Here is a 22,403-nt window from a genome sequence, read left to right on the forward strand (position 1 = left end):
AAGTCAGCGTAAAGAAAGCCTGTCTTCTATTTCCATGTAGACGCGCGCGCAGACAGTGGCAAAGGCGTCGTTGTGCGCGTTTAAAGCGGGGTAGGCCACGAGCAGGTCGCGCATGGCCCGGGCGGCCTGGACCCTGTTTCCGTGGATTGCGATTCCCTCCATTTTCGCCGTGCTTAACGACGCCGCGGCCACCAATGCCCCAAAGTTCGTCACCGTCACCTTGTGCTGGGCGCAGAACTCGCGGGCGACGAGAAGGAGCTGCTCAGGCGTCATGGGCGGGCCCTTCGGATTTCGGCTTCCAACTCGGCACGGCCGGGGAGGAGGTGGCGTGCGGTGTCTTGCACGGCGGCGTCGGAAAGCGTGCGTGCTGCAGCCGCAACTACCGCGCGCACCACCGCCTCGTGCTTGGAGGTGCCTTGGGCGGAGGCGAGGAGCGTGAGCGCGTGGTCTTGTTCAGGTGTTAAACGAAGGGTCATGGCCATGCCTAAACGGTATCACTGTGATATCACCAGCGCGGCGTAAGAGGCGCTGGAGGCCTCAGAGGGTAGAATTTGCGGTTATGAGTGACCAAAATGGCGATCTTTTTGATCGTATTCAACCGATTGATATCAACGAGGAGATGGAGTCGAGCTACATCGACTACGCCATGTCCGTCATCGTCGGCCGTGCGCTTCCGGAGGTTCGCGATGGCCTCAAGCCCGTGCACCGCCGCATCCTTTATGCGATGTTTGACTCGGGTTACCGCCCAGAGCGCGGCTACGTAAAGTCCGCCCGCCCGGTTTCTGACACCATGGGTCAGTTCCACCCGCACGGTGACTTCGCAATTTATGCCACGTTGGTGCGTCTGGCGCAGTCCTGGAACATGCGCTACCCGCTGGTTGACGGCCAGGGTAACTTCGGTTCCCGCGGCAACGACGGCCCAGCGGCAATGCGTTACACCGAGTGCCGCATGACCCCGCTGGCCATGGAAATGGTCCGTGACATTCGCGAAAACACCGTCGACTTCTCCCCGAACTACGACGGCAAAACCCAGGAACCTGACATCCTGCCTTCCCGCGTTCCGAACCTGCTGATGAACGGCTCTGGCGGCATCGCCGTTGGTATGGCCACTAACATCCCGCCGCACAACCTGAACGAGCTGGCTGAGGCTATCTATTGGCTGCTGGATAACCCAGAAGCCTCCGATGAGGAAGCACTTGCAGCCTGCATGGAGCGCGTGAAGGGCCCAGACTTCCCAACCGCAGGTCTCATCGTCGGCGATCAGGGCATCAAGGATGCCTACACCACTGGCCGCGGTTCCATCCGTATGCGCGGCGTGACCTCCATCGAGGAGTCCGGCAACCGCCAGACCATTGTCATCACCGAGCTGCCGTACCAGGTCAACCCGGACAACATGATCTCCAACATCGCAGAGTCCGTGGCTAACGGCAAGATCGCCGGCATCGCCAAGATCGAGGACGAGTCTTCCGACCGCGTCGGCATGCGCATCGTGGTCACCCTGAAGCGCGATGCCGTCGCTCGCGTCGTGCTCAACAACCTCTACAAGCACTCCCAGCTGCAGACCTCCTTTGGTGCCAACATGCTCTCCATCGTCGATGGCGTGCCGCGTACCCTGCGTCTGGATCAGATGCTGCGCTACTACGTTGCGCACCAGATCGAGGTCATCGTTCGCCGTACCCAGTACCGTCTGGATGAGGCCGAAAAGCGCGCCCACATCCTGCGTGGTTTGGTCAAGGCCCTCGATATGCTCGACGAGGTCATCGCGCTTATCCGCCGTTCCCCAACGGTCGACGAAGCGCGAGAAGGGTTAAAAACCCTTCTCGCGGTAGATGATGTACAGGCAGACGCCATCCTGGCGATGCAGCTGCGCCGTCTGGCAGCCCTGGAGCGTCAGAAGATCATTGACGAGTTGGCTGAGATCGAAGAGATCATTGCTGACCTCAAGGATATCCTCGCCCGCGAGGAACGCCAGCGTCAGATCGTCCACGACGAGCTCGCTGAGATCGTCGAAAAGTACGGCGATGAGCGCCGTACCCAGATCGTGGCCGCTTCTGGCGACGTCACTGACGAGGATCTTATCGCCCGCGAGAACGTGGTCGTCACGATCACCTCTACTGGCTACGCAAAGCGCACCAAGGTTGATGCCTACAAGGCGCAGAAGCGCGGCGGGAAGGGCGTGCGCGGTGCGGAGCTCAAGCAGGACGACATCGTCAAGAACTTCTTTGTCTGCTCCACGCACGACTGGATCCTCTTCTTTACCAACTTCGGCCGTGTTTACCGCCTCAAGGCTTATGAGCTGCCGGAGGCAGGCCGCACCGCACGTGGCCAGCACGTGGCTAACCTGCTGGAGTTCCAGCCGGAGGAGAAGATCGCACAGGTCATTCAGATTCAGTCCTACGAGGACGCTCCTTACCTCGTCCTGGCCACCAAGCAGGGCCGCGTCAAGAAGTCCCGCCTCACCGACTATGAGTCCGCTCGTTCTGCTGGCCTCATCGCTATCAACCTCAACGAGGGCGATGCGCTCATCGGTGCTTCCCTCGTCGACGAAGGCGATGACATCCTGCTGACCTCTGAGCAGGGCCAGGCCATCCGCTTCACGGCTGACGACGACCAGCTGCGCCCGATGGGCCGTGCAACAGCCGGTGTGAAGGGTATGCGCTTCCGCGGCGATGACCAGCTGCTGTCGATGTCCGTGGTCCACGACGGCGGGTACCTGCTCGTGGCCACCTCCGGCGGCTATGGCAAGCGTACGGCGATTGAGGAATACACCCCGCAGGGCCGTGGCGGCCTGGGCGTGATGACCTTCAAATACACCCCGAAGCGCGGCAAGCTCATCGGTGCGATTGCAGTGGACGAGGAAGACGAGATCTTCGCAATCACCTCTGTTGGCGGTGTTATCCGTACTGAGGTTAACCAGATCCGTCCTTCTTCCCGTGCGACCATGGGCGTTCGCCTGGTCAACCTTTCCAACGACGTCGAATTGCTTGCAATCGACCGCAACGTTGAGGACCATGGTGAGGAAGACGCTCAGGCTGTGGCCAAGGGCGAGAAGTCCGTGGAGGATGTTCAGCAGGAGCACCTGAAGATTGCGGATTCGAAGAACACTAATGATGAGGGCAACGAGGAGTAATCCATGGCAAGACGAGACGTAACCCTTACGCGAATCTCCCCAATGTCGGCGTTTCGCGTGGGCTTGGCGATGTCCCTCGTCGGCCTCGTCGCATGGATCCTCGCGGTATGCATCTTGTACTTCGCCTTGGACCAGGCGGGAATCTGGGATTCCCTCAATAGCCTGGTTGGCGGCGTGGGTGGCGCTTTCGAGGTCACTTTTGGTGTGGTCTTGTCCATCTCGGCGTTGATCGGTGCCATCGTGGCCGTGTTCGGCACGTTGATGGCTCCGCTACTGGCGTTCATCTACAACTCCATCGTGGACGTCTTCGGTGGTTTCAAACTGGGTATCCAAGAGAGCGTCGACTAAGACGAAAAGCATTTAACCGGCACCTGATTTTAAGTGTCGGTTTTCTGCTTTTATTAGCCCTCTGACCATACGATTTGTGTTATCTCGCAAAGAGTATGTAAAGTTACAACTCGTTCCGCACAAGGGCCTATAGCTCAGTCGGTTAGAGCGCATCGCTGATAACGATGAGGTCGCAAGTTCGATTCTTGCTAGGCCCACCACGGAACAATGGGGCATTAGCTCAATTGGTAGAGCATCTGCTTTGCAAGCAGAAGGTCAGGAGTTCGATTCTCCTATGCTCCACAGCCCGGAACCCGGCACCGTAATGGTGTCGGGTTTCTTTGTTGTTTGGGGGCGTGCACCGTTCCCGGCACTCATCGACAGGATGAAGAGCAGGGGGGGCGGGTGCCCCCAATGGCGAACTTAGCTAATTGCTATTCGTCTAGAGAATCGAATAATTGAGCAGGTTAGGACAAAATTTCAGCGAACCGTAAAGCTTGTTAAGTTGCCATTTACGAATGTCTCCTAACCTGTTGATTCGGTGCCAGATTTCCGCGATTCTGTGAAGAGTTGTCCATCCAGAAATTGCGAGAAACGGAGATCCAGTGGACCTCTACGAGTATCAGGCCAGGGACCTTTTCGAAAAGCATGGCGTACCCACCCTGCGAGGCATCGTCGCTACCTCGGCCGTCCAGGCCGAAGAAGCAGCCGCCAAGCTCGGCACGCCCATTGTTGTGGTCAAAGCCCAAGTCAAGACTGGCGGCCGCGGCAAGGCTGGCGGTGTGAAGCTGGCTAAGAGCCCAGCTGAGGCGGCAGAAAAGGCCGAGGAAATCCTCGGCCTCAAGATCAAAGACCACACCGTGCGCAAGGTCATGGTGGCCGAGGGCGCCGACATCGCCGAGGAATACTACTTCTCGATCCTCTTGGACCGTACCAAGCGCCGCTACCTAGCGATGCTCTCCAAGGAAGGTGGCGTGGAGATCGAAAAGCTCGCCGCGGAGCGTCCTGAAGCGCTCATTCGCCGCAGCTTCTCTCCCCTCGATGGTATGACAGACACTCTCGCCCGCGACATGGCCTATGAAGCAGGCTTTGTGGAGGAGGACGTCGCCAAGCTTGTGCCCGTCTTTAAGCAGCTCTACAAGGTCTACACTGCGGAAGACGCCACCCTGGTGGAGGTTAACCCGCTGGTGAAGACCGCACAGGGTGACATCATCGCCCTCGATGGCAAGGTGACGCTCGATGGCAACGCGGAGTTCCGCCACAGCGAGCATGCCGCCCTGCACGATCACGGTGCCACGGATCCGCTGGAGCTCAAGGCGCAGCAGATGGGCCTGAATTACGTAAAGCTGGATGGCTCGGTGGGCATCATCGGCAACGGCGCGGGCCTGGTGATGTCCACGCTCGACGTCGTGGCATATGCGGGCGAGGATCTGCCTAATCAACCCAAGCCCGCGAACTTCCTTGACATCGGCGGTGGTGCCAACGCAGAAGTCATGGCTAACGGCCTCGAAGTGATCCTCGGGGATCCCCAGGTCAAGTCCGTATTTGTCAACGTCTTCGGCGGAATCACCGCCTGCGACGAGGTGGCCAAGGGCATCGTGCAGGCCTACAAGATTCTGGCCTCCGATGGAATCGAGCCGAAACCGCTCGTCGTACGTCTCGACGGCAACAACGCAGAGCTTGGACGCAGCATTCTCGACGACGCGCACCTGCCCAAGCTGGAGCAGGTTTCCACCATGGACGCAGCGGCTCGCAAGGCCGCGGAGCTGGCTGAATAGGAGTAACAATGTCTGTTTTTCTCAACAAGGATTCCCGCATCATCGTCCAAGGTATGACCGGCGCCGAGGGCATGAAGCACACACGCCGCATGCTCGCCTCCGGATCAAACATCGTGGGCGGCGTCAACCCCAAGAAGGCCGGTGAGCGCGTCGACATCGAGGGCCAGCAGATTCCAGTCTTCGGCTCCGTGCGCGAGGCTATGCAGGCAACCGACGCCAACGTCACCGTCATCTTCGTCCCCGCCAAGTTCACCAAGGACGCGGCTGAGGAAGCCATCCGCGCGGGCATCGAGCTGGTCGTCATCATCACCGAGGGAGTTCCAGTCAAGGACACCGCGGAGCTCTTCGCGCTTGCGCGCGAGTCGAAGACCCGCATCATTGGCCCCAACTGTCCAGGTCTTTATAGCCCTGGCCAGTCCAACGCAGGCATCATCCCAGCGGAGACTGCTCCGAACCCGGGCAAGATTGGTTTAGTGTCCAAGTCTGGCACGCTGACCTATCAGATGATGTATGAGCTCTCCGACATTGGATTTAGCACCTGCGTGGGCATTGGCGGTGACCCAATCATCGGAACTACCCACATCACGGCCATCGAGGCCTTTGAGAAGGACCCCGAGACCGAGGCCATCATCATGATCGGCGAGATCGGCGGCGACGCCGAAGAATATGCCGCACGCTATATCAAGGAGCACGTGACCAAGCCGGTGGTGGCCTACATTGCTGGTTTTACCGCGCCGGAGGGCAAAACCATGGGGCACGCAGGAGCGATTGTCTCTGGAGGATCCGGAACCGCAGAGGGCAAGAAGGCTGCGCTTGAGGAGGCCGGCGTGAAGGTCGGCAAGACTCCGAGTCAGGCGGCGCAGCTTCTCCGGGAAGCGCTGAAATCTGCCTAGCAGATGCTTAACCTCTAAACCTTCGTTGCTAGAATAAATTTCATGACCGAGAAGGACAAGAAGTGGCTCGATGAGGAGGAACTCTCTTCCTTTGTATCCCTCATGGGAGTCACCATCCGCTTAACCAGCATTCTGGATGCCCAGCTGCGTGACGACGCCGACTTGAGCTTCTTCGAGTACACCGTTCTGTCTCGTCTTTCCGAGTCGGAGAATCGTGAGATGCGCATGCGCGACCTTGCGTACACGGCGAACGGCTCGCTCTCTCGGCTTAGCCAGGTGGTCACGCGTTTGGAGAAGCAAGGTTGGGTTACGCGCCGTCCAGATCTGAATGATGGCCGCACCACGCTGGCGCAGCTTACCGACGCCGGCTGGGATAAGGTTGTCGCCACCGCGCCTGGGCACGCCGCCCAGGCGCGTCGTTCCGTGATGGACAACCTCACTCGCACGCAGGTGCGCCAGCTCAACCAGATCAACGATCGCATCCTCGCGGCCATCGAGAGCGATGAACGCTACGGCGGGCGTTACTAGGCCTCATTAGCTCGGCGGCAGGCCTCTGCGCGCCGAGACGGTCTTGTCGAAAGGAATCCAAAAGCGCAAAGGTGCTTGTTTATTCTTACTGATGCCAATTCGCGGCCCGCAGACCCACTCCGGCTCTTGCTCACGCTCGGTGAGTTGAATTGGTGTGCCGTTATCTTCCAGCGTGAATCCCAGTGCTTTTCCGAGGTTCCCCGGCCCACGGGCGAGGTTATGGAAGTCGGTGGTGCCGCGGCGTCGGAAAGCGAGCTCGGTACCTTCGATGACCTCGCCGCCGCGTAGTAGACATCCTTGGCCCGTGCCCTCCGGGGCGCACACGATGTTGCCGTTGCGGTGGATGCCGTAGGAGGCGTAGACGTAAAGGCGCCCGGGTGGGCCGAACATCGTAGCGTTGCGCGGGGTCTGGCCGTTGTAGGTGTGCGCTGCCTCGTCATCCTCGCCGAGGTAGCCCTCAACCTCGGTGAGGCGGATGCTGACGCCGTTGAAGGTGAGAGTTGCCCCCAAGAGTTGGGGTGCAACGACATCTGCGGGGGCCGAGAAATCAATCATTAGCTCCGAGAGTAGTACTGCTTTCCGGGCTGTGGGTTGGGGATAAGAGTATCGAGGCTGACCGGCTCGAGGCCCTTGGCGCGCAGACCGTCGATGACGCAGCTGGCAGCATTAACCGTGGTGGCGTGGATGTCATGCATGAGGATGATGCTGCCTGGCTGCGCGCCGCTGACGGCAGCGCTGCATACGTGCTCGGAGTTGCGGTCCTTCCAGTCCAGCGTGTCCACAGACCACATGGCCTCGGCTTGGCCGTTGGCTTTGGCCGCGGCGTCGACAGTGCCGTTGGTGGCGCCGTACGGCGGGCGCAGCCAACGAGGGCTCTGGCCGGTTGCCGCCTTGATGGCGCCGGCACCTGCCTTGATTTCCCCGTCGACGTCGCCGGCAGCGAGCTTGTTCAGCTCACGGTGCGTGTTGGTGTGGTTGCCGATGGTATGGCCCTCCGCCTGCATGCGACGCAATAGCTCCGGGTGCGCGGTGGCGTTGGGCGCTAGGACCATGAAGCTGGCGTGGGCATTCTTGGACTTCAGGGTGTCGAGGAGCTGGTTGGTGAGGGGGCTGGGGCCATCGTCATAGGTGATGGCCACGCAGTTGGCGCAGTTGGGGGCGGTTTTCGCTGCGGACTGTGCTGGTTGTGCGGGGTGCTGAGCGGGCTGCGCTGCCGGTGCTGGCCGCGAGGAACCCCACTCCGGCGGAAGGGTGTTGAGGAAGCGGTCGGCTTCTTGCTGGAGGTTAGGCAGCTGAACTGCCGGTAGTTCAACCGTGGGCAGCGGGGGAAGAGCGGCCTGTGCCGTCGCGGGTAGGGCCGCGGCGGTGAGGAAGGCAACGGTGGCAACAGCGAGGCGGCGCATGGTGAAGGACCTTTCTAAGCGAGGAGTGGACAGATCCTTGATTATGGTGGCTACTTCCTATAAAAACCCTAGTGACACGCAACAGAAGTGAAAATTGTTATCTTTTGTGGCTAATGTGACTCGCGTAAAAGCCTATGCCACCTGGATCGAACGGATGTGGTTGCCCAGTCCGCGCCGAGTAAACACGGTCTTGGCGGTGCGAGGGTCGTCGGCCGCGCCCATGGTCAGCAGCAACGGCACGTAATGATCGGCGGTGGAGTGGGCAATGCGCGCGCCCGGTGCTTTGTCCATGTAGGCCATGAGCTTGTCGACGTCGCCCGCGTGAATGGCATGCGCCGCCCACTCATCGAAGGCATCGAGGTGGTGTCCGGCGTAGGCACTGTGGCTGACGAAGAGGGCGGGCATGGGTCCGTCGCTGGGCTGCCAACGGCGGTGCTGGTCAGCTAGGGGAATTGCCCGTTCACGGAGATCGAAGATTGCGCCTGCTGGGCGGGTTACTTTAAAAGTAAAGTAAATTAGGTGTGTTGTGGTGGGGATTTTTTCGCGCGGGCTCGGTGGAGTAGTATTAACCGCACTGGGGCATTAGCTCAATTGGTAGAGCATCTGCTTTGCAAGCAGAAGGTCAGGAGTTCGATTCTCCTATGCTCCACAGCCCGGAACCCGGCACCGTGATGGTGTCGGGTTTCTTTGTTGTTTGGTGCATGCACCGTTCCTGACACGTTTGCTACTTAGACCTAGAAGCGCTTCACCAGCACCACATGGCCCTCCGACTCACCGACCGGCTCGAACCCCATAAATAGGTAGAGCCGGTGCGCACGCTCATTGGCCAGGGCCACCGAGAGCGAGGCGCCGGGAGCGCCTAAGTCGCGGGCGAGGTCCGTGGCGGCGCGAATAAGTAAAGTGCCCATGCCCTGCGAGCGGTAGCGCGGCTCCACAGCAAGGGCGAGCTCCGGAATTCCCTCTTCCACGTGCCCGTAGCCGTGGCGCTGCTCAGTTCCCCAGTTCAGCCACACGCCACCAGCGGGAACGTTGCCCTCCCACGCGATGAAGCCGCCGCGGGAGGGCTCCCATCCGGCGAGGTAGTAGTCGAAGTCGGCGTCGAATTGCGGCGTGAGCTCCTTGTGCTCCTCACCGAAAGTGTCCGTGAGGAAGTTGAGGCGGGCCAAGTAGGTGCGGTCCGCCTCGCTTAAGGGGCGCAGTTCGAAATCAGACATGGTGGCCAGCTTAGTGGCCGTGCTCCCACTGCGCATAAGCCTTGGCATAGCGGCCGCCGAGCGCCATGAGGGAGGCGTGCGTGCCGTCCTCTACGATTTCGCCCTGCTCCATCACGATTATGCGATCCGCCTCGCGGGCCTGGTCTAAGCGGTGAGCCACCACCAACGCAGTGCGCCCGCGGGTTACAGCACGTGCCGCAGACTCCAGCACCGCAGCATGCTCGGAGCCGGCTTCCGACGTCGCCTCATCCATGATGAGCACCGGCGGCTGACGCAAAATCATGCGCGCTAGCGAAATTTGTTGTGAGGCCTCCGCTCCGATTTCCTCGTTACCTGCGCCGATGAACGTATCGAGACCGTCAGGCAGCCAGCGCGAGGACTCGTCCAGGCCGACTTCGTGCAACGCCGCCCACAATTGGGCGTCGGAGGCGCCGGGGAGGGCGAGGAGGAGGTCGTCGCGAAGCGTGCCGGAAAACAGGTGAACCTCCTGGGTGATGAGCGCGACGTGCTCGGTCACCCACGTGTTGGGAACCGTGGCGGTGTCCACCGCATCGAGGTGAATGGTGCCGGTCGTGGGGTACTGCAGGCCCGCCACCAGCGCCGCCAGAGTGGACTTGCCCGCACCCGAGGTGCCCACCAGCGCGGTCGTGGTACCAGCCTCTAAGGTGAGGTCTATGCCGTGCAGAACCTCCGCGCCGCCGGGGTAGGAGTAGGTGACGCCGTCGATGCGTATCGCTGGCGCAGCCGAAAGAGAGTCCTGCTCTTGGTCCGGAACATCACTGCTCAACAGCGCCAACGCAACCGCGCGGCCTAGGGAAGTGACCGCATGCTGGATCTCGCCGGCAAAGAACAAGATGTTGAATACGTGCACCTCAAGGCGCATGACCAGCAGCACCGCAGCCGCCGCCTGGCCCTGCGTGACCCAGTCCCAGGCCACCATCGGCACTGACATGGACAAGGTTCCGAGTAGCAGCACCGCGAAGCTGATGGAGCCCTGGCCGATGATGCGGTTGATGAGCGGGACCTTATCGCCCCAGGCCTGCACCGTATCCCAGGAGTAGCGCTCCATGCGCTGCTCGGCCCAGCCGCCGAGCTTGAATTGGCGCAGGGTGTCCAAGGCGCGGATGGTGTCGAGCAAGACGTTGTTGCGGCGCGCCTCGACGGAGGAGACCTCATTTGCTATCTCCGGGATGTCGCGGATGGTGCCTTTGATGAACGGGTACATGATAAGCACCGCCAACGCGAAGATCAGCAGGTAAGCCGGGTGGATGAGCACCATGCTCAGCGCGGTGAGTGGCAGGATGAACAGGGTGACGGCCAGGCGCTCGCCCATCATGGAGATAGAGGTGACCACGGTGTCGATGTCCTTGGACAAACGCGTAATCACGTTGCCCGTGCCCAGCTCCATCACGCGGGGAACCGGCGCACGCAGCACCGAATCCAGCGCCGCGGTGCGCAGGTCCACGGCTAGGCGCCGCGCCTTGGCATTGATCATGTAGCCTCCGATGGCGCGGCCGGTAACCTCCGCGATAAGCGCTGCGGCAATGATGCCTAGCGCCGCGAGCATCGCTGGGCGGCCCGAGCCGATGACAGGCAGCTCCATTCCTTGGATGATGTCCACCACGCGGCCCAAGACCTGGGAGCCTAAGTTCATCATCACGATGGTGACGGTGAAAACGGCAAAGACCAGCAGCATCTTCGGGCGCGTTGGCGCCGAGGGCAAAGTCTTGAGGAAGCGCCACGATTCGCGCGCTGAAGCCGGCGCAAGTGCATCTGCACGAGACTGACTCACAGCGCCACCACCTTGTCCGCGTTGGCGGCCCACGTCGGGGCGGCGGTTATCACCACGGTCACGCGTCCGCGGCGCAGCTTAGCCACGCGCTCGGCCACGGTGGCCAAGGTCAGGGAGTCGAGACCCGTGGTGGGATTATCGAGCACAAGCACCTCGGGATCCTGCGCGAGCGCACGGGCAAGAGCCACGCGTTGCCGCTGGCCACCGGAAAGGTTCAGGCCGGCCTCGCCGATGGGGGAGTCAGGCAGAGTGCCGTCGTGCCCAAAGCCGCTCAGGCGCGTCACGATGTCGCCGCAGGCGGCGGCCTCCAGCGCAGCGTGCACCTGCTGTGCGGGGAGGGTGCCAAGCGGGTCGATGTTATCGGCCAGGGTGCCCTCCAAAACTGAGATGCGGTGCGGCGGGCAAAGAGCACCGTGGGCGGAAAGGTGGGTGGTCCAGGCGTCGACAAGCGCGCGGCCCTTAGCCGTCTCCGGTATCCACACGTTGAGCCCTGGTTCAAGGTCTACCGGGGTGCCCTGCTTGGCGACGTCCCCTTTGCCCAGGTCCTGCAGCAACTCACCCACGCGTTCCACCGACGCCTGGCCCTTTGCCCAGTTCTCTGTGAGATGGCCGAGCGACAAGCCCAACGCGGTGAGCGCGGGAGGAGCGAGCATCGTAATAGACATCATGCCGCCGGGCTCGATGTTTCCTTCGAAGGTCTGCCAGGCCGTCCACGTGAGAAGGAAGACGGCAAAAAGGGTGGGCACCATTTGGCGCAGCCACGACAACAGGACGCTCAGGCGCAGTTCGCGGAGCATCGAAATAAGGGCGTCGTGGGCAGCCAGAGTGAAGCGTTCTTTGGCCACCTCGTTGGCTCCGAGACCTTTGATGACGCGCGAGCCTTGGGCAAAGTCAGTGGCCAGGGCCAGCGCAGTGTTTTCCTTGGCGCGCCGGGCAGATGCAACGCCCGTCAGGGGCTTTGCGGTGGCCCACGAAGCAATGGCGGTCAGGATCGCGCCCACGATGAGCCCGAGGGAAACCACCCAGGAAATCGGAGCCAGGCTGAAGATGGCACCGATGAGATATCCCGCCATGAAAAGCGGGAAGTTAAGCACCTGCTTGAGTTGGCCGATGTAGTGCGAGTCCTCGTCCATCGTGTTGAGGAGGCGGCCGGGGCTGAGTCCTTTGGTGGAGGCGTCGAGAAGCTTGTGTAAAAGGCCCAAGCGCAAGGTATGCGTGGTGCGAGCTTGGCTAAGATCCGTGAAGGCGTCCGCTGTGGCCTCCGCTAGGTACATGATGTAGAGCAGCAATGCCGTGACCAGTACGGGAACGCCCAGTGTTCGCCAGGAAGGATCGCTGAATGCGTACTGCGTGGCCTGACCAATGACCACGGAGACCAGCGCACCCAACGGTGAGTTGATGGCGGCCGCTATGAGTAGGCCCACCACGCCAACAGGCTGGGCAAACAGCAGCCGCCGAGTGGCAGCACCAGGCTTTGCCCAATTGGTGGTTTCGGTGAGAGAAGTTTCCCCGGTGGGAGGCTGATCTGGTAGATACCAGGACCAGGTTTTCATGCGAGGATAGACAGTCATAGCTGCATATCCTATAAGAAAAGGTCGCCTTCTAATTCACTAGAAAGGCGGCCTTTAAGGGCTCTTAAGCGAGGTGATAATTCGACACGTCGTAACCCGAGAACTCGCGGTCGATGCCACTGTCATCCACGGAGTGGAACGTGGTGCCGTTCTCGATAGCAAAGCGGAGATTGTCTACTCGATGCGAAGGATCGCCGCTGACGGAACCAGCAGGGAAGTAGTAGGTCGCACCGCTCTTGAGCTTGACAATGAGGGACTCGAAGCTCATCAATTCTCCTTGGGATTGTTTCGAAATACCCAAAAATTCAATCAGCTTCGAGTCCGTCGAGCAAAGGATTGAGATCCAGACAACGTTCGCTTTACCCCCTTAAACGGGGTGGATTTACTCCTGCTCGTTGGTCTGCAGGCGGTGCTTGCCCTCGTCATCGCGGTCATCGGTGATGCGGGAGGTATCGGCGTCGGCAGCAGCCTCGGCTTCTTCCTTGTGCTTAGCTAGCTGCTCATCGATGGAGCCCAAGAGCTCTTCGTCGCGCTCGACGACGCCCTCTTCCGCGAGGTCGGAGACCTTGTGGTCGTCCTCGGTGGTGGAGGTGTAGACCAAGGTGGAGCCCTCAGTTGCGGCATCGGCACCGGTGGTGAAGTCCTCGACGCGCGGCGGAACCTCGGAAGCCTCTTCCTTGCGGATCTTGAAGAAGTAGTAGAGGCCGCCACCGATAGCGGAGATCAGGGCGAGGATCAGCGCGAACGGCCAGAACTTGGAGCTCTTCTTCTCCTTGCCGAAGTTGATGTTCTTGAGCTTCTTAGCGCTGCGCTTCTGGGCCTTGTCAGCAGCCTTGCGTGCGGCCTTTGCCTGTTTGCGGGACTGCTTCTTGACGTTCTTCTGTGCTTTCTTCTGGGCCTTCTTTGCGTCCTTGCGCGCTTCATCGAAGCGCTCGGAAGCCTGCTTGCTAACTTCCTGACCCCGGTCCTTGAGCTCCGCGATGCTACGCTCCAAGCGATCGTGAGCTGCCTGGGTGACGGCGCCGGCGCTGCGGCGAGCCTCAGGGAAGGCGTCCTTGCTGCGCTCTTCTACCTCTGCTGCAGCAGCTTCCAGGGCGGTGTAAGCCTCGAGAGCTTTCTCGTCGCGGTAGTCCTTAAACCTCTTCCACAGGTTGGTGGCCAGGCCGACGGAAGCGGAAATTGCGGTGGGGTTCATGCGAACGCTCCTTAAATTAGCTTTATCGTGTGCTTCCCACCAGCGTAGTGGCGGGCGTTAAGGCCCGCCACTATACGTATGAAGGAAAAGCAAAGGGTCACCCCTGCATGATGCGGCGGTGACCCTTGTTGTGCTTGATTATGACTCAGCGGGCGAGAACGTCTCTTTAGCTCTAGTCTGTAGAGCCGGACTTTTGCACGTAACAAGAGCTGATTACTAGACAGCTTGGTATGCAACCTTCTATTTTTATTCGTGCCAATTTTTAAAAAGCCTGCAGGCACGCCACTTTTAAAAGTACTATTTAATAAGTTACTCTTCCCCGAAAAATGGACAGCTTGGTACATTTCATCGCAAGCAAAATCCGTTGACCAGTAAGGGAGGTGAACATGACCCCGCGTCTCTCCGCTTCAGCACCACTAGACCAATTCAGTGAAGTATCTGTTGAGCCGCGCCAAAGAACCGCGCTCTCTTTCGAGGTGATTCCACCGCGCAACGATGCTGATGCGAGCACTACCGCCGAGCTCCTAAAGGTGTTGCAGGGGTACAACCCGGACTACATTGCGGTGACGAGCTCACAGCGCTCCGGATGGCTGGAAGGCACCGCGGCATTCATCGAACAAATCTCACGCACCACGTCCATGCGCCCGCTTGCTCACCTCGCCTGCACGGCTGGCACGCGGGAGGAGCTCATCGGCTGGATCGATGCGCTTGTCGACGCCGGCGTGCGCGGCCTGCTCGCCCTTCGCGGCGACCTGCCCGAAGGCGGCATGCCGGCGCACTATCTGCAGCATGCCGACGAGCTGGTCCGGCTCATCCGCCACCGCGAGGCGGGCCAAGCCGCACGTTTCGCCGCAGGCAGCCTCGCGGTGGGGGTGGCTTGCTATCCCAACGGCCACGCGGAGTCCGCGAACCTCGACGAGGACTTCGACGTTCTGCTTGCCAAACAGCGACTCGGCGCGGACTTTGCCATCACCCAGCTTTTCTTCGACGCCGAAGACTACGCCCGCTTTGCCCAACGCGCCCGGCTGGCCGGCGTGCGTATTCCGCTCATCCCGGGAATCATGCCGATGACCAGCGTGGCCCGGCTCGAGCGAATGGCCAAGCTGTCCGGGTTGCAGGTCCCACCCCGTGTGCGGGCCGCACTCGCGGCAGCATCCACCCCAGATGAAGAACATGAAATCGGAATGGAACTCACCGCCGAGCTGACTCGAAGCGTACTGCGCTCAGGGGCAGACGGCCTCCATATCTATACCCACAACAACCCTCACATCACTCAAGACCTTTTGAATCGAATTGGAGTACACCCATGAACGCACCATTTCCTAAGGCCACCATCGAAGGCTACCCACGCGTCGGCGCGAACCGCGAGCTCAAGCGCGCACTAGAGGCCTACTGGCCCGGCAAGATCGACGCCGAGACCTTTGAGTCGGCAGCGCACTCGCTGCGTCTTGACACTTATGCGCGCCTGCGCGACCTCGGGCTTAACGAGGACTACGCCATCCCAGCAGACGTGGCTTATTACGACCACGTCCTCGAGACCGCGCTGACCGTTGGCGCGGTGCAGGGAGAGACCCTCGATGACGAGTTCCGCCTGGCCCGTGGCAACGCCGACTCCGCGCCTCTCGAAATGACTAAGTGGTTCGACACCAATTACCACTACATCGTCCCGGAAATTGCCGATGACCAGACGTTTAACGCCCGCCCGCAGCGCGTTCTCAAGATCGTGGAAGAAGCTCGCAATGCCGGCCACGCCGTGCGTCCCGTGCTCGTGGGTCCGGTGACCTTGCTGGCTTTGTCCAAGCAGGCAGACGGATCGAGCACGCAGCCGCTTGAGCACCTTGATGCCGTGGTCGATTCCTATATATCTGTCCTCGAGCAGCTCCACGCTGCCGGGGTGGAGTGGGTACAGCTCAACGAGCCCGCTCTGGTCGCGGATCTTGCCGCGGCTGACGACGCCGCCCTTGCCCAGGCACTCCAGAGCGCTTACCGCCGTATCCTCGCCGCGGAAAAGCGCCCGCAGGTTTACCTGACCACGCCTTATGGCTCGGTGCGCAAGGGTCTGGACGCCATCAACGAGCTGCAGCCGGAGGCGGTGCAGGTGGATCTTTCCGTGGGCACCCTCGCGCTGGATCCGAGCTACCTGGAGCGCGTGGCTGGACTGAAATCCCACCTCAGCGCCGGACTGGTTGACGGCCGCAACGTCTGGGCGGCAAATCTGCGTGACTTGCGAGCCAAGCTGGAGACCCTTCCGGGCGCATCGGTAACCACCTCGGTCTCGCTGCAGCACGTTCCGCATACCGTGGAAGCAGAGACTTCGCTTCCCATTGACGTAGCCAACTGGTTCTCCTTCGCCAATGAAAAGGTGCGCGAGGTCGTCGCCCTGAGCTCCGGCCCGCTTGCAGCACCGGAGGCGTATGCCCAGGCCGACCGTGCAGTGCGCACCCGAGCCGAGTCGGCCCGTACCCACAACGAGGCGGTGCAAAACCGCACCGCGCAGTTGCCGGAGGGCGAGGTGCAGCGGCAGCCGCTGTTCGCCGAGCGCAATGAAGCGCAAAAAGCTCTTGGCCTGCCGCTGCTGCCGAGCACGACCATCGGTTCCTTCCCACAAACGCAGGAGATCCGTGCGGCACGTGCGGCTCACCGCAAGGGCACGCTTTCCGACGCCGCCTACGTCGACGCCCTGCGCGACGAGGTCAAGCAGGTCATCGAGCTGCAAGAACGCCTGGGCTTGGACGTGCTGGTGCACGGCGAGCCAGAGCGCAACGACATGGTGCAGTACTTCGCCGAGCTGCTCGACGGCTTCGTAGTCACCGAGAACGGCTGGGTCCAGTCTTATGGCTCCCGCTGCACCCGCCCGCCAATCGTGGTGGGCGACATCTCCCGCCCGCAAGCGATGACGGTGGAGTGGGCACGCTATGCGCAGTCCCTGTCCGAGAAGCACGTCAAGGGAATGCTCACCGGTCCAGTAACCATCCTTGCGTGGTCCTTCGTGCGCGATGACGTTAACCAGTCCGTCTCCGCGGATCAGCTGGGTGTGGCTCTCGCCGACGAGGTGCGTGATCTCGAAGAGGCTGGCATCGACATCATCCAGATTGACGAGCCCGCCCTGCGTGAACTGCTGCCACTGCGAGAGCAGGATCGCAAGGCCTACTTGGACTGGGCGGTGCGTTCCTTCCGACTCGTTGCTTTGGAGGCAAAGCCCACGACGCAGATTCACACGCACCTGTGTTACTCAGAGTTCGGCCAAATCATCGATGCGGTCGCTGGCCTTGACGCCGATGTCACCTCCATCGAGGCGGCGCGTTCCCGCATGGAGCTCCTCGAAGACATCGACGACAAGTTTCACTCCGAGATCGGCCCAGGCATCTATGACATTCACTCGCCGCGCATCCCATCCGTGGCGGAGATGGCAGAACTCATCCGCGCGGCCCTGCGCAACGTTCCAGTCGAGCGCCTATGGATCAACCCGGACTGCGGCCTGAAGACCCGCGGCTACGACGAGACCGAGGCCTCGTTGCGCAACATGGTCTTGGCCCGCGAAGAGGTGCTCAGCTCACTCGTTCCCGCTTAGAAGCTCAGCTCGTCCAAGCTCGAAATCTCGCCCGATCCGTCGCGTTGCAGGTACACCGCCTGCAGCCCGGCGGCGCGGGCGCCTTCGACGTCGTTAGCCAGGGAATCGCCCACCATGAGCGTGTGCGCAGGCTCGCTTCTCAGCACGCGGCAACCCTCGTGGTAAGCCGCAGCCTGCGGCTTGGGAATGCCCAAATCTACGGTGGCAATCAGTTGCACTTCCGGAAGATTAAGTCCGCCCGCGCGGAGCTTGCCCTCCTGCATCCCACGGGCACCATTGGTGAGAATCCCAACGTTTAGCCCAGCCGCCAGTGCGCGGCGCAATGCAGGTAGAGCATCCGGAAATGCCCGCCAATTGCGCTGATATGCAGCCAGGTAGCCGTCGTAGGCGGCGAGGGAGGCGGCGTCGTCAAGCGTCTGCCCCAGAAACTCGCGGCAGCGTTCAATGCGTTGCCCCTGGTGCGTGACCTCTCCACGCTCATAAGCACTGAACCATTTGCGCTCGAGGGCGGAGAAACGCGCGTGCTGGCCCTGCGCAACGCCTAGCTCTGCACACCATTCATCCAATCCGGCGTGCATGGCGGAGGTGTGGTCCATGAGGGTGTCGTCGAGGTCGAAGAGCACGGCACGAATCATGGGGATAAGCATAGTGATCGCTTAGGGCGTTATGTCATTTGCGGCGCGCGAGCAAGAAATTCCATACAATGGTCGGCATGACTCAGAAGACCGCAACTGCAACGATGCACACCAATCACGGTGATATCGTTATCGACCTTTTCGGTAACCATGCACCGGTAACTGTGGAGAACTTCGTCGGCCTGGCCAAGGGCGAGAAGGACTACTCCACCCAGAACGCAAAGGGCGAGCAGTCCGGCCCGTTCTACGATGGCGCAATTTTCCACCGCATCATCGACAACTTCATGATCCAGGGTGGCGACCCAACCGGTACCGGCCGTGGCGGCCCTGGCTACCAGTTCCAAGACGAGTTCCACCCGGAGCTGCAGTTCGACCGTCCGTTCCTGCTGGCCATGGCTAATGCCGGCCCAGGCACCAACGGTTCCCAGTTCTTCATCACGGTGGCTCCGACTCCGCACCTGAACAACCACCACACCATCTTCGGTGAGGTCACGGACCCGGCTTCCCAGGATGTCGTTTCCAAGATTGCCAAGGTTGCAACTGACCGCATGGACCGTCCGCGTGAGGACGTCATCATCGAGTCCATCGAGATTGCATAAGAGCTCCTGCGTTGAGCCCACCGCCACTTTTTAGTGGTGGTGGGCTCCTTCCAGTTTTGGGGGAAAGTTGAAGAACTACATCAAACAAGCGCCCGTCACCGCAGCAATCGTAGCGGTGTGCTTTCTGGCTTGGGCAGTGACAGCTATCCAGTCCCGCTCTCTTTTAGGGTCCTACTATGACTCTTCTTTGGCTTATGCGTGGACTCTGTGGGGGCCAGAGTTTGCCGCCGCCCCGGCCACGGCCATCACGGCCGGCTTCATGCACATCGACGTCGGGCATCTGACACTCAACATGTGCCTTCTCGTCTTTATCGGGCGTGAGATCGAGCAGGCACTTGGGCATGCGCTTTATGCGGCGAGCTATGTGGTCTCCGTCTTGGGCGCCTCCGCGGCTGTGCTGTGGATGGACTACGACGCGCCGACTGTGGGGGCGTCGGGCGCGCTTTATGCCTTGCTGGCGATGCTGGTGGGTGTTTACCGCAGCCGAGGAATGGATCTGCGCGCGCCCATCTTCTTGGTGCTCGCAAATGTGGTTTACACGTTCATCATGAGTGGCGTCTCCTTGTGGGGACACCTGGGTGGGCTTTTAATCGGCATTGTGCTGACTCTGTTCCTGTTTTCGCGCCGGAAGGCTGTGCACTGGATTGGAGTTGCTGCAGTGTTCGGGGTTGTCGGCGTGTTGTTGGCCTTGAGAGCTGGGCTTTGGGGATAACTCCGGCGAGTTATTCACCAAAACGCTTGTGCGAAAGAATTCCACAATAGTTATCCACAATGTGGATAACTACATTTTTGTAATTTACCGAACGCATGGCCGGAGTTTTCCCTGATCATGCAGGCAAGAAGACTTACATCCTTGTAATTTAGCCCTTGTGGAAGTGGGTGAAAACAGTTATCCACAGGCTGTGGAAGAAACCTGGGGAATTTGATTTTCACAGAGTTATCCCCAGCCTGTGGATAACTTTCCTCCCATCTTGTTGGCAACTCGGGAAAAGGGGGCAGAAGCGGGTGTGTACGAAAGGACATTTTCGAGTGTTTCTCGAATGGCAATTAGCTGGGAAAAGCCTGTAAAGATCCAGCTCAAGGGGCAATTATCCGAAAGTATCTGAGGTATTGAAGGATGTGATGGTGGCCGTCTAGCGTCATGTGAGTAGTTCACAGCGCGTGGAGGGAGAGACCGTGCCGCTGTGAACCTCAAACTGCAAAAAATAGTGAATAAAAGGAAACGTAGCGATGCGCATTCCCCGCCTCCATCTCAGCTACTACGTAGCAGCCGCCGCGCTGTCTGCGGCAAGCCTCGTTGCCCCTGCTGCGGCGCACGCAGAGATCCCCGCCATGCCACAGGGCTATCCGATTGAGAATCTCTACCAGGAGTGCAGCCCAGCAGAAGCTACTGCAGCGGGTTATCCGGATTGGCATTTTGGTGAAACTGGCCGCCGTTACCTTTCGGATGGCACCATCCAGTTCACCAACACCACCAAGCAGACGGTTCCGTACACCGCCACCATCGAATCCGGCACCAATCACGAGATCGAAGCAAACTCTGCCGCCAAGTGGCCTTCCAACTGGAACACCACCGCAAAGACAGACATCGGTCTGACTCTGTCTAACGGCTGGATAGAGGGGGAAACCATCGGGCCCATCAAGCTTGCGCCTGGCGATTCCTTCCGCGTGGAATACGGCACCGTGGAAAAAGACTTCATTTCCATGTTCGTGGACTGCAAGGATGGCATCTATACCAATATCCCGGGTGCAAATGTCATCCGTGGTACCGCTCCGGCCGAGCGTTATGCCTGGGCAACCGTAATCCACGCCGACGGCACCGTTGATGACCAAGCGCTTGAGATTCCTTCCCGCGCGCCGGGTGCGAACAGCAAGGTTGTTGACGGCGGCTACAATGCCGTCTCCGGCCCAAGCCTGGAGAAGATTGCCGATGAAAAGCAGGACCATGTGGTCAAACCTGCGACCGAACTGCAGCGCGAGAATTGGCCGAGCGAAGGCGAAGAGTGCACCGCTGGTGATATGCAGTGGTACCCGAACACCATTGAGGGCGTAGCTCCTACCTTCCGAAAGCCGGGCTTTTCCCAGGACTTCATGAACTGGACTGAGGCTGACTACACCTATCGTGGCATCACCGACCACCTGGTGGGCGCGCAGTACAACGGCCAGATGAACTGGCTGGGCAATAAAGGCCGCCTGCCGGAGGGCTGGCTCGGCTCCATCGGTGCCGCACAGCGTGCCTACATGCCGGTGGGTACCGCATTGGCGCCACTCGACCTTAAGCCAGGTGAGCGCGCACGCATCGAGTACGGCACCACCATGATGCGCGTGAACTACAGCGAGTTGCACTGTGGCCGCGACGGTAAGTACAGCCTCGTTCACGACTTCAAACAGGCCTCCGCGCCGGCCGGATTCTGGGCAGAAGCCACCGTCACCGGCAAGGATGGCTCGACCCGCAAGGTTGACGTCACCCCAGATGAGTGGCGTGACCTACCAGTTGCGACCCAGACCGCTTATTAACACCACGACACTGCCTACCAACCTCACTGTCTTTCTCACTAAAAAGGAGTACATCATGCGCTTTAACCGCACCCTCGCCCTGGCAGCATCCGCAATTGCTGCAACTTCCATCGCCGCTGCACCAGCGATGGCACTGCCTGCCGTCAACCACGGCGCTGCTAACCCGACCACCATCGGTGAAAAGTGCGTCAACCCAGGCGATACCGGCCAGACCGTTGAGATTGTCCGCACCTACTTTGATGGTTCCGCAGGCACCTGGACCGTCTCCAATTACAACGCTGAGCCGCTGCCATTGACCCGTAGCATCAAGGAAACAAAGACTAAGACCTGGAATGTTTCCGCAAGCGTCGACTTCGACATCCTGAAGCTGGTCAACATCAAGTTCAGCGCGGGCTACACCGATTCCCAGACCTACGAAGTAGGAGAGACCGTCGGTCCGTACAACGTTGCTCCAGGCAAGACCGCCGTCATGCGTGCGGGCTGGGTTGTCTCCGACTTTGCAGGTGAGAAGACCGTGTGTGGCCAGGACGGAACCTGGCAGGGTACCGGCGAGACCTTCACCGCATCTCTGCCAGCAGAGCGCCACGTTGAGGTTTCTACTCGCGACAACATGAAGTTCAACTAGGGGAGGCAACTGTGCGCAAGTTTGCACGCATCGCCGCAGCATTGCTGGTGGCAGTAAGCGCGGCCACTCCGGCTGCGCAGGCTGTCGACGGCGCGGCTTCCTACCGCCTGCCGCAGCGCTGGAACGATGACTACAAGCCGGGCACGCACTGTGCAACACCGGGCGCACAGGGCACGTACGTCACTGCGGAGCGCATGTGGTTTAAGCAGACTGATGCAGCCAGCGTGGCTAATCGCAACGACTACACTGTTCCAGTTAGCCACACCGTGACTGATAAGCGTACGCAGACCACGGAGGTCAGCGTTTCGGTGAAGCCAATCGGTGACATTGAAAAGTACATGTCGAACGCGTTTGGCTTTAACTTCGTCCACCAGATCCATTGGAGCCTCGGTCAAAAGATTGGCCCCTACGATTTGGAAGCTAATCAGCAAGGCAAGCTCGTGTGGGGCTTTATGATGCTCGACGCGGATTCGCAGGATGTGCGTTGTTCCGAGGATCAGCAGTGGGTAGAAAAGGGCGCGCCGTACTTTGTTAGCGCACCGTATTCGCGTTATTCGGAGCTGCGCATTGACGACGCCCCAGTGTATTAAGGGCTCTTCCGGTTTTAGGGTGCATTGATTAGTTC

23 protein-coding genes and 3 tRNA genes are annotated in these 22,403 nt (G+C 60.3%); 15 read left to right on the top strand and 11 right to left on the bottom strand.

The window, feature by feature from the left end:
• Positions 1 to 3: 3 nt before the first annotated feature.
• Positions 4 to 273, bottom strand: coding sequence for a hypothetical protein (locus HMPREF3148_RS12815; RefSeq protein WP_005530678.1), 270 nt, complete (start codon positions 271 to 273; stop codon positions 4 to 6).
• Entirely contained in the window at positions 270 to 482 is a 213-nt protein-coding gene (locus tag HMPREF3148_RS12820) for a hypothetical protein (protein ID WP_005530675.1), read from the bottom strand. The genes HMPREF3148_RS12815 and HMPREF3148_RS12820 overlap by 4 nt, the downstream gene beginning before the upstream one ends.
• A gap of 77 nt (positions 483 to 559) precedes the next feature.
• Between HMPREF3148_RS12820 and gyrA the strand changes: the two genes are divergently transcribed.
• The 7 genes from gyrA to HMPREF3148_RS12855 all read left to right on the top strand — a co-directional run bounded on the left by gyrA (position 560) and on the right by HMPREF3148_RS12855 (position 6,656).
• Entirely contained in the window at positions 560 to 3,130 is a 2,571-nt protein-coding gene (gene gyrA / locus HMPREF3148_RS12825) for a DNA gyrase subunit A (protein ID WP_049152009.1), read from the top strand.
• Positions 3,131 to 3,133: 3 nt separating this feature from the next.
• Complete coding sequence (locus HMPREF3148_RS12830; RefSeq protein WP_034657287.1) at positions 3,134 to 3,478, top strand: DUF3566 domain-containing protein; 345 nt, start codon at positions 3,134 to 3,136, stop codon at positions 3,476 to 3,478.
• Between the two features lie 123 nt (positions 3,479 to 3,601).
• Positions 3,602 to 3,678 (top strand) — tRNA-Ile (locus HMPREF3148_RS12835).
• Between the two features lie 9 nt (positions 3,679 to 3,687).
• Positions 3,688 to 3,760: transfer RNA gene (locus tag HMPREF3148_RS12840), tRNA-Ala, on the top strand.
• Between the two features lie 302 nt (positions 3,761 to 4,062).
• Positions 4,063 to 5,235: an ADP-forming succinate--CoA ligase subunit beta gene (gene sucC / locus HMPREF3148_RS12845; RefSeq protein ID WP_049062958.1), complete on the top strand. Its 1,173-nt coding sequence runs from the start codon at positions 4,063 to 4,065 to the stop codon at positions 5,233 to 5,235.
• A gap of 8 nt (positions 5,236 to 5,243) precedes the next feature.
• The gene (gene sucD, locus HMPREF3148_RS12850; RefSeq protein WP_070509283.1) at positions 5,244 to 6,128 is read left to right on the top strand and encodes a succinate--CoA ligase subunit alpha; all 885 of its coding nucleotides are present in this window, start codon (positions 5,244 to 5,246) and stop codon (positions 6,126 to 6,128) included.
• Between the two features lie 42 nt (positions 6,129 to 6,170).
• Complete coding sequence (locus HMPREF3148_RS12855; protein WP_070509285.1) at positions 6,171 to 6,656, top strand: MarR family winged helix-turn-helix transcriptional regulator; 486 nt, start codon at positions 6,171 to 6,173, stop codon at positions 6,654 to 6,656.
• A 6-nt stretch (positions 6,657 to 6,662) separates the two neighbouring features.
• Here HMPREF3148_RS12855 and HMPREF3148_RS12860 read toward each other — a convergent pair whose 3' ends face one another.
• The 3 genes from HMPREF3148_RS12860 to HMPREF3148_RS12870 form a co-directional block, all read right to left on the bottom strand.
• The gene (locus HMPREF3148_RS12860) at positions 6,663 to 7,211 is read right to left on the bottom strand and encodes a DNA-3-methyladenine glycosylase (protein ID WP_070509287.1); all 549 of its coding nucleotides are present in this window, start codon (positions 7,209 to 7,211) and stop codon (positions 6,663 to 6,665) included.
• Positions 7,211 to 8,059 (bottom strand): polysaccharide deacetylase family protein, encoded by an 849-nt coding sequence (locus HMPREF3148_RS12865; RefSeq protein WP_070419736.1) that lies wholly within the window; start codon positions 8,057 to 8,059, stop codon positions 7,211 to 7,213. Before HMPREF3148_RS12865 ends, HMPREF3148_RS12860 begins: the two co-directional genes overlap by 1 nt.
• 132 nt (positions 8,060 to 8,191) lie before the next feature.
• The gene (locus HMPREF3148_RS12870; RefSeq protein ID WP_005530660.1) at positions 8,192 to 8,464 is read right to left on the bottom strand and encodes a class III extradiol ring-cleavage dioxygenase family protein; all 273 of its coding nucleotides are present in this window, start codon (positions 8,462 to 8,464) and stop codon (positions 8,192 to 8,194) included.
• A 171-nt stretch (positions 8,465 to 8,635) separates the two neighbouring features.
• Here HMPREF3148_RS12870 and HMPREF3148_RS12875 point away from each other — a divergent pair.
• Positions 8,636 to 8,708: transfer RNA gene (locus HMPREF3148_RS12875), tRNA-Ala, on the top strand.
• Positions 8,709 to 8,793: 85 nt separating this feature from the next.
• On the opposite strand, the gene HMPREF3148_RS12880 is transcribed toward HMPREF3148_RS12875, so the two are convergent.
• From HMPREF3148_RS12880 to HMPREF3148_RS12900, 5 genes are all read right to left on the bottom strand, one after another.
• On the bottom strand, positions 8,794 to 9,273 hold the full coding sequence (locus HMPREF3148_RS12880) for a GNAT family N-acetyltransferase (RefSeq protein ID WP_049192035.1): 480 nt from the start codon (positions 9,271 to 9,273) through the stop codon (positions 8,794 to 8,796).
• 10 nt (positions 9,274 to 9,283) lie between these two features.
• Positions 9,284 to 10,969, bottom strand: a complete 1,686-nt coding sequence (locus tag HMPREF3148_RS12885; protein WP_236081530.1) for an ABC transporter ATP-binding protein — start codon at positions 10,967 to 10,969, stop codon at positions 9,284 to 9,286.
• Between the two features lie 92 nt (positions 10,970 to 11,061).
• Complete coding sequence (locus tag HMPREF3148_RS12890) at positions 11,062 to 12,636, bottom strand: ABC transporter transmembrane domain-containing protein (RefSeq protein ID WP_070509290.1); 1,575 nt, start codon at positions 12,634 to 12,636, stop codon at positions 11,062 to 11,064.
• Between the two features lie 64 nt (positions 12,637 to 12,700).
• A complete protein-coding gene (locus HMPREF3148_RS12895) occupies positions 12,701 to 12,904 on the bottom strand; it encodes a hypothetical protein (RefSeq protein WP_046646015.1) in 204 nt (67 codons plus the stop codon).
• A 114-nt stretch (positions 12,905 to 13,018) separates the two neighbouring features.
• Positions 13,019 to 13,831, bottom strand: a complete 813-nt coding sequence (locus tag HMPREF3148_RS12900; protein ID WP_049146247.1) for a hypothetical protein — start codon at positions 13,829 to 13,831, stop codon at positions 13,019 to 13,021.
• A 386-nt stretch (positions 13,832 to 14,217) separates the two neighbouring features.
• Between HMPREF3148_RS12900 and HMPREF3148_RS12905 the strand changes: the two genes are divergently transcribed.
• Together HMPREF3148_RS12905 and metE are read left to right on the top strand one after the other, a co-directional pair.
• Entirely contained in the window at positions 14,218 to 15,141 is a 924-nt protein-coding gene (locus HMPREF3148_RS12905; protein WP_049062924.1) for a methylenetetrahydrofolate reductase, read from the top strand.
• Positions 15,138 to 17,402 (top strand): 5-methyltetrahydropteroyltriglutamate--homocysteine S-methyltransferase, encoded by a 2,265-nt coding sequence (metE, locus tag HMPREF3148_RS12910; protein ID WP_070509292.1) that lies wholly within the window; start codon positions 15,138 to 15,140, stop codon positions 17,400 to 17,402. The genes HMPREF3148_RS12905 and metE overlap by 4 nt, the downstream gene beginning before the upstream one ends.
• On the opposite strand, the gene HMPREF3148_RS12915 is transcribed toward metE, so the two are convergent.
• Positions 17,399 to 18,037 carry an HAD family hydrolase gene (locus HMPREF3148_RS12915; RefSeq protein ID WP_034657349.1) on the bottom strand — a complete coding sequence of 213 codons (639 nt, stop codon included), beginning with the start codon at positions 18,035 to 18,037 and terminating at the stop codon, positions 17,399 to 17,401. The two genes, metE and HMPREF3148_RS12915, sit on opposite strands and share 4 nt — an antisense overlap.
• A gap of 68 nt (positions 18,038 to 18,105) precedes the next feature.
• On the opposite strand from HMPREF3148_RS12915, the gene HMPREF3148_RS12920 reads away from it, so the two are divergent.
• The 5 genes from HMPREF3148_RS12920 to HMPREF3148_RS12940 all read left to right on the top strand — a co-directional run bounded on the left by HMPREF3148_RS12920 (position 18,106) and on the right by HMPREF3148_RS12940 (position 22,368).
• Positions 18,106 to 18,636, top strand: coding sequence for a peptidylprolyl isomerase (locus HMPREF3148_RS12920; protein ID WP_005530645.1), 531 nt, complete (start codon positions 18,106 to 18,108; stop codon positions 18,634 to 18,636).
• A gap of 67 nt (positions 18,637 to 18,703) precedes the next feature.
• Positions 18,704 to 19,348, top strand: a complete 645-nt coding sequence (locus tag HMPREF3148_RS12925; RefSeq protein ID WP_070509293.1) for a rhomboid family intramembrane serine protease — start codon at positions 18,704 to 18,706, stop codon at positions 19,346 to 19,348.
• 518 nt (positions 19,349 to 19,866) lie between these two features.
• Positions 19,867 to 21,153: a hypothetical protein gene (locus HMPREF3148_RS12930; protein WP_049062928.1), complete on the top strand. Its 1,287-nt coding sequence runs from the start codon at positions 19,867 to 19,869 to the stop codon at positions 21,151 to 21,153.
• Between the two features lie 55 nt (positions 21,154 to 21,208).
• Positions 21,209 to 21,778, top strand: a complete 570-nt coding sequence (locus HMPREF3148_RS12935) for a hypothetical protein (protein ID WP_070509294.1) — start codon at positions 21,209 to 21,211, stop codon at positions 21,776 to 21,778.
• 11 nt (positions 21,779 to 21,789) lie between these two features.
• A complete protein-coding gene (locus HMPREF3148_RS12940; protein ID WP_046646009.1) occupies positions 21,790 to 22,368 on the top strand; it encodes a hypothetical protein in 579 nt (192 codons plus the stop codon).
• Positions 22,369 to 22,403 lie beyond the last annotated feature (35 nt).

The organism is Corynebacterium sp. HMSC05D08 (assembly GCF_001807215.1).
In the GTDB taxonomy this organism is placed as follows: Bacteria; Actinomycetota; Actinomycetes; order Mycobacteriales; family Mycobacteriaceae; genus Corynebacterium; species Corynebacterium striatum.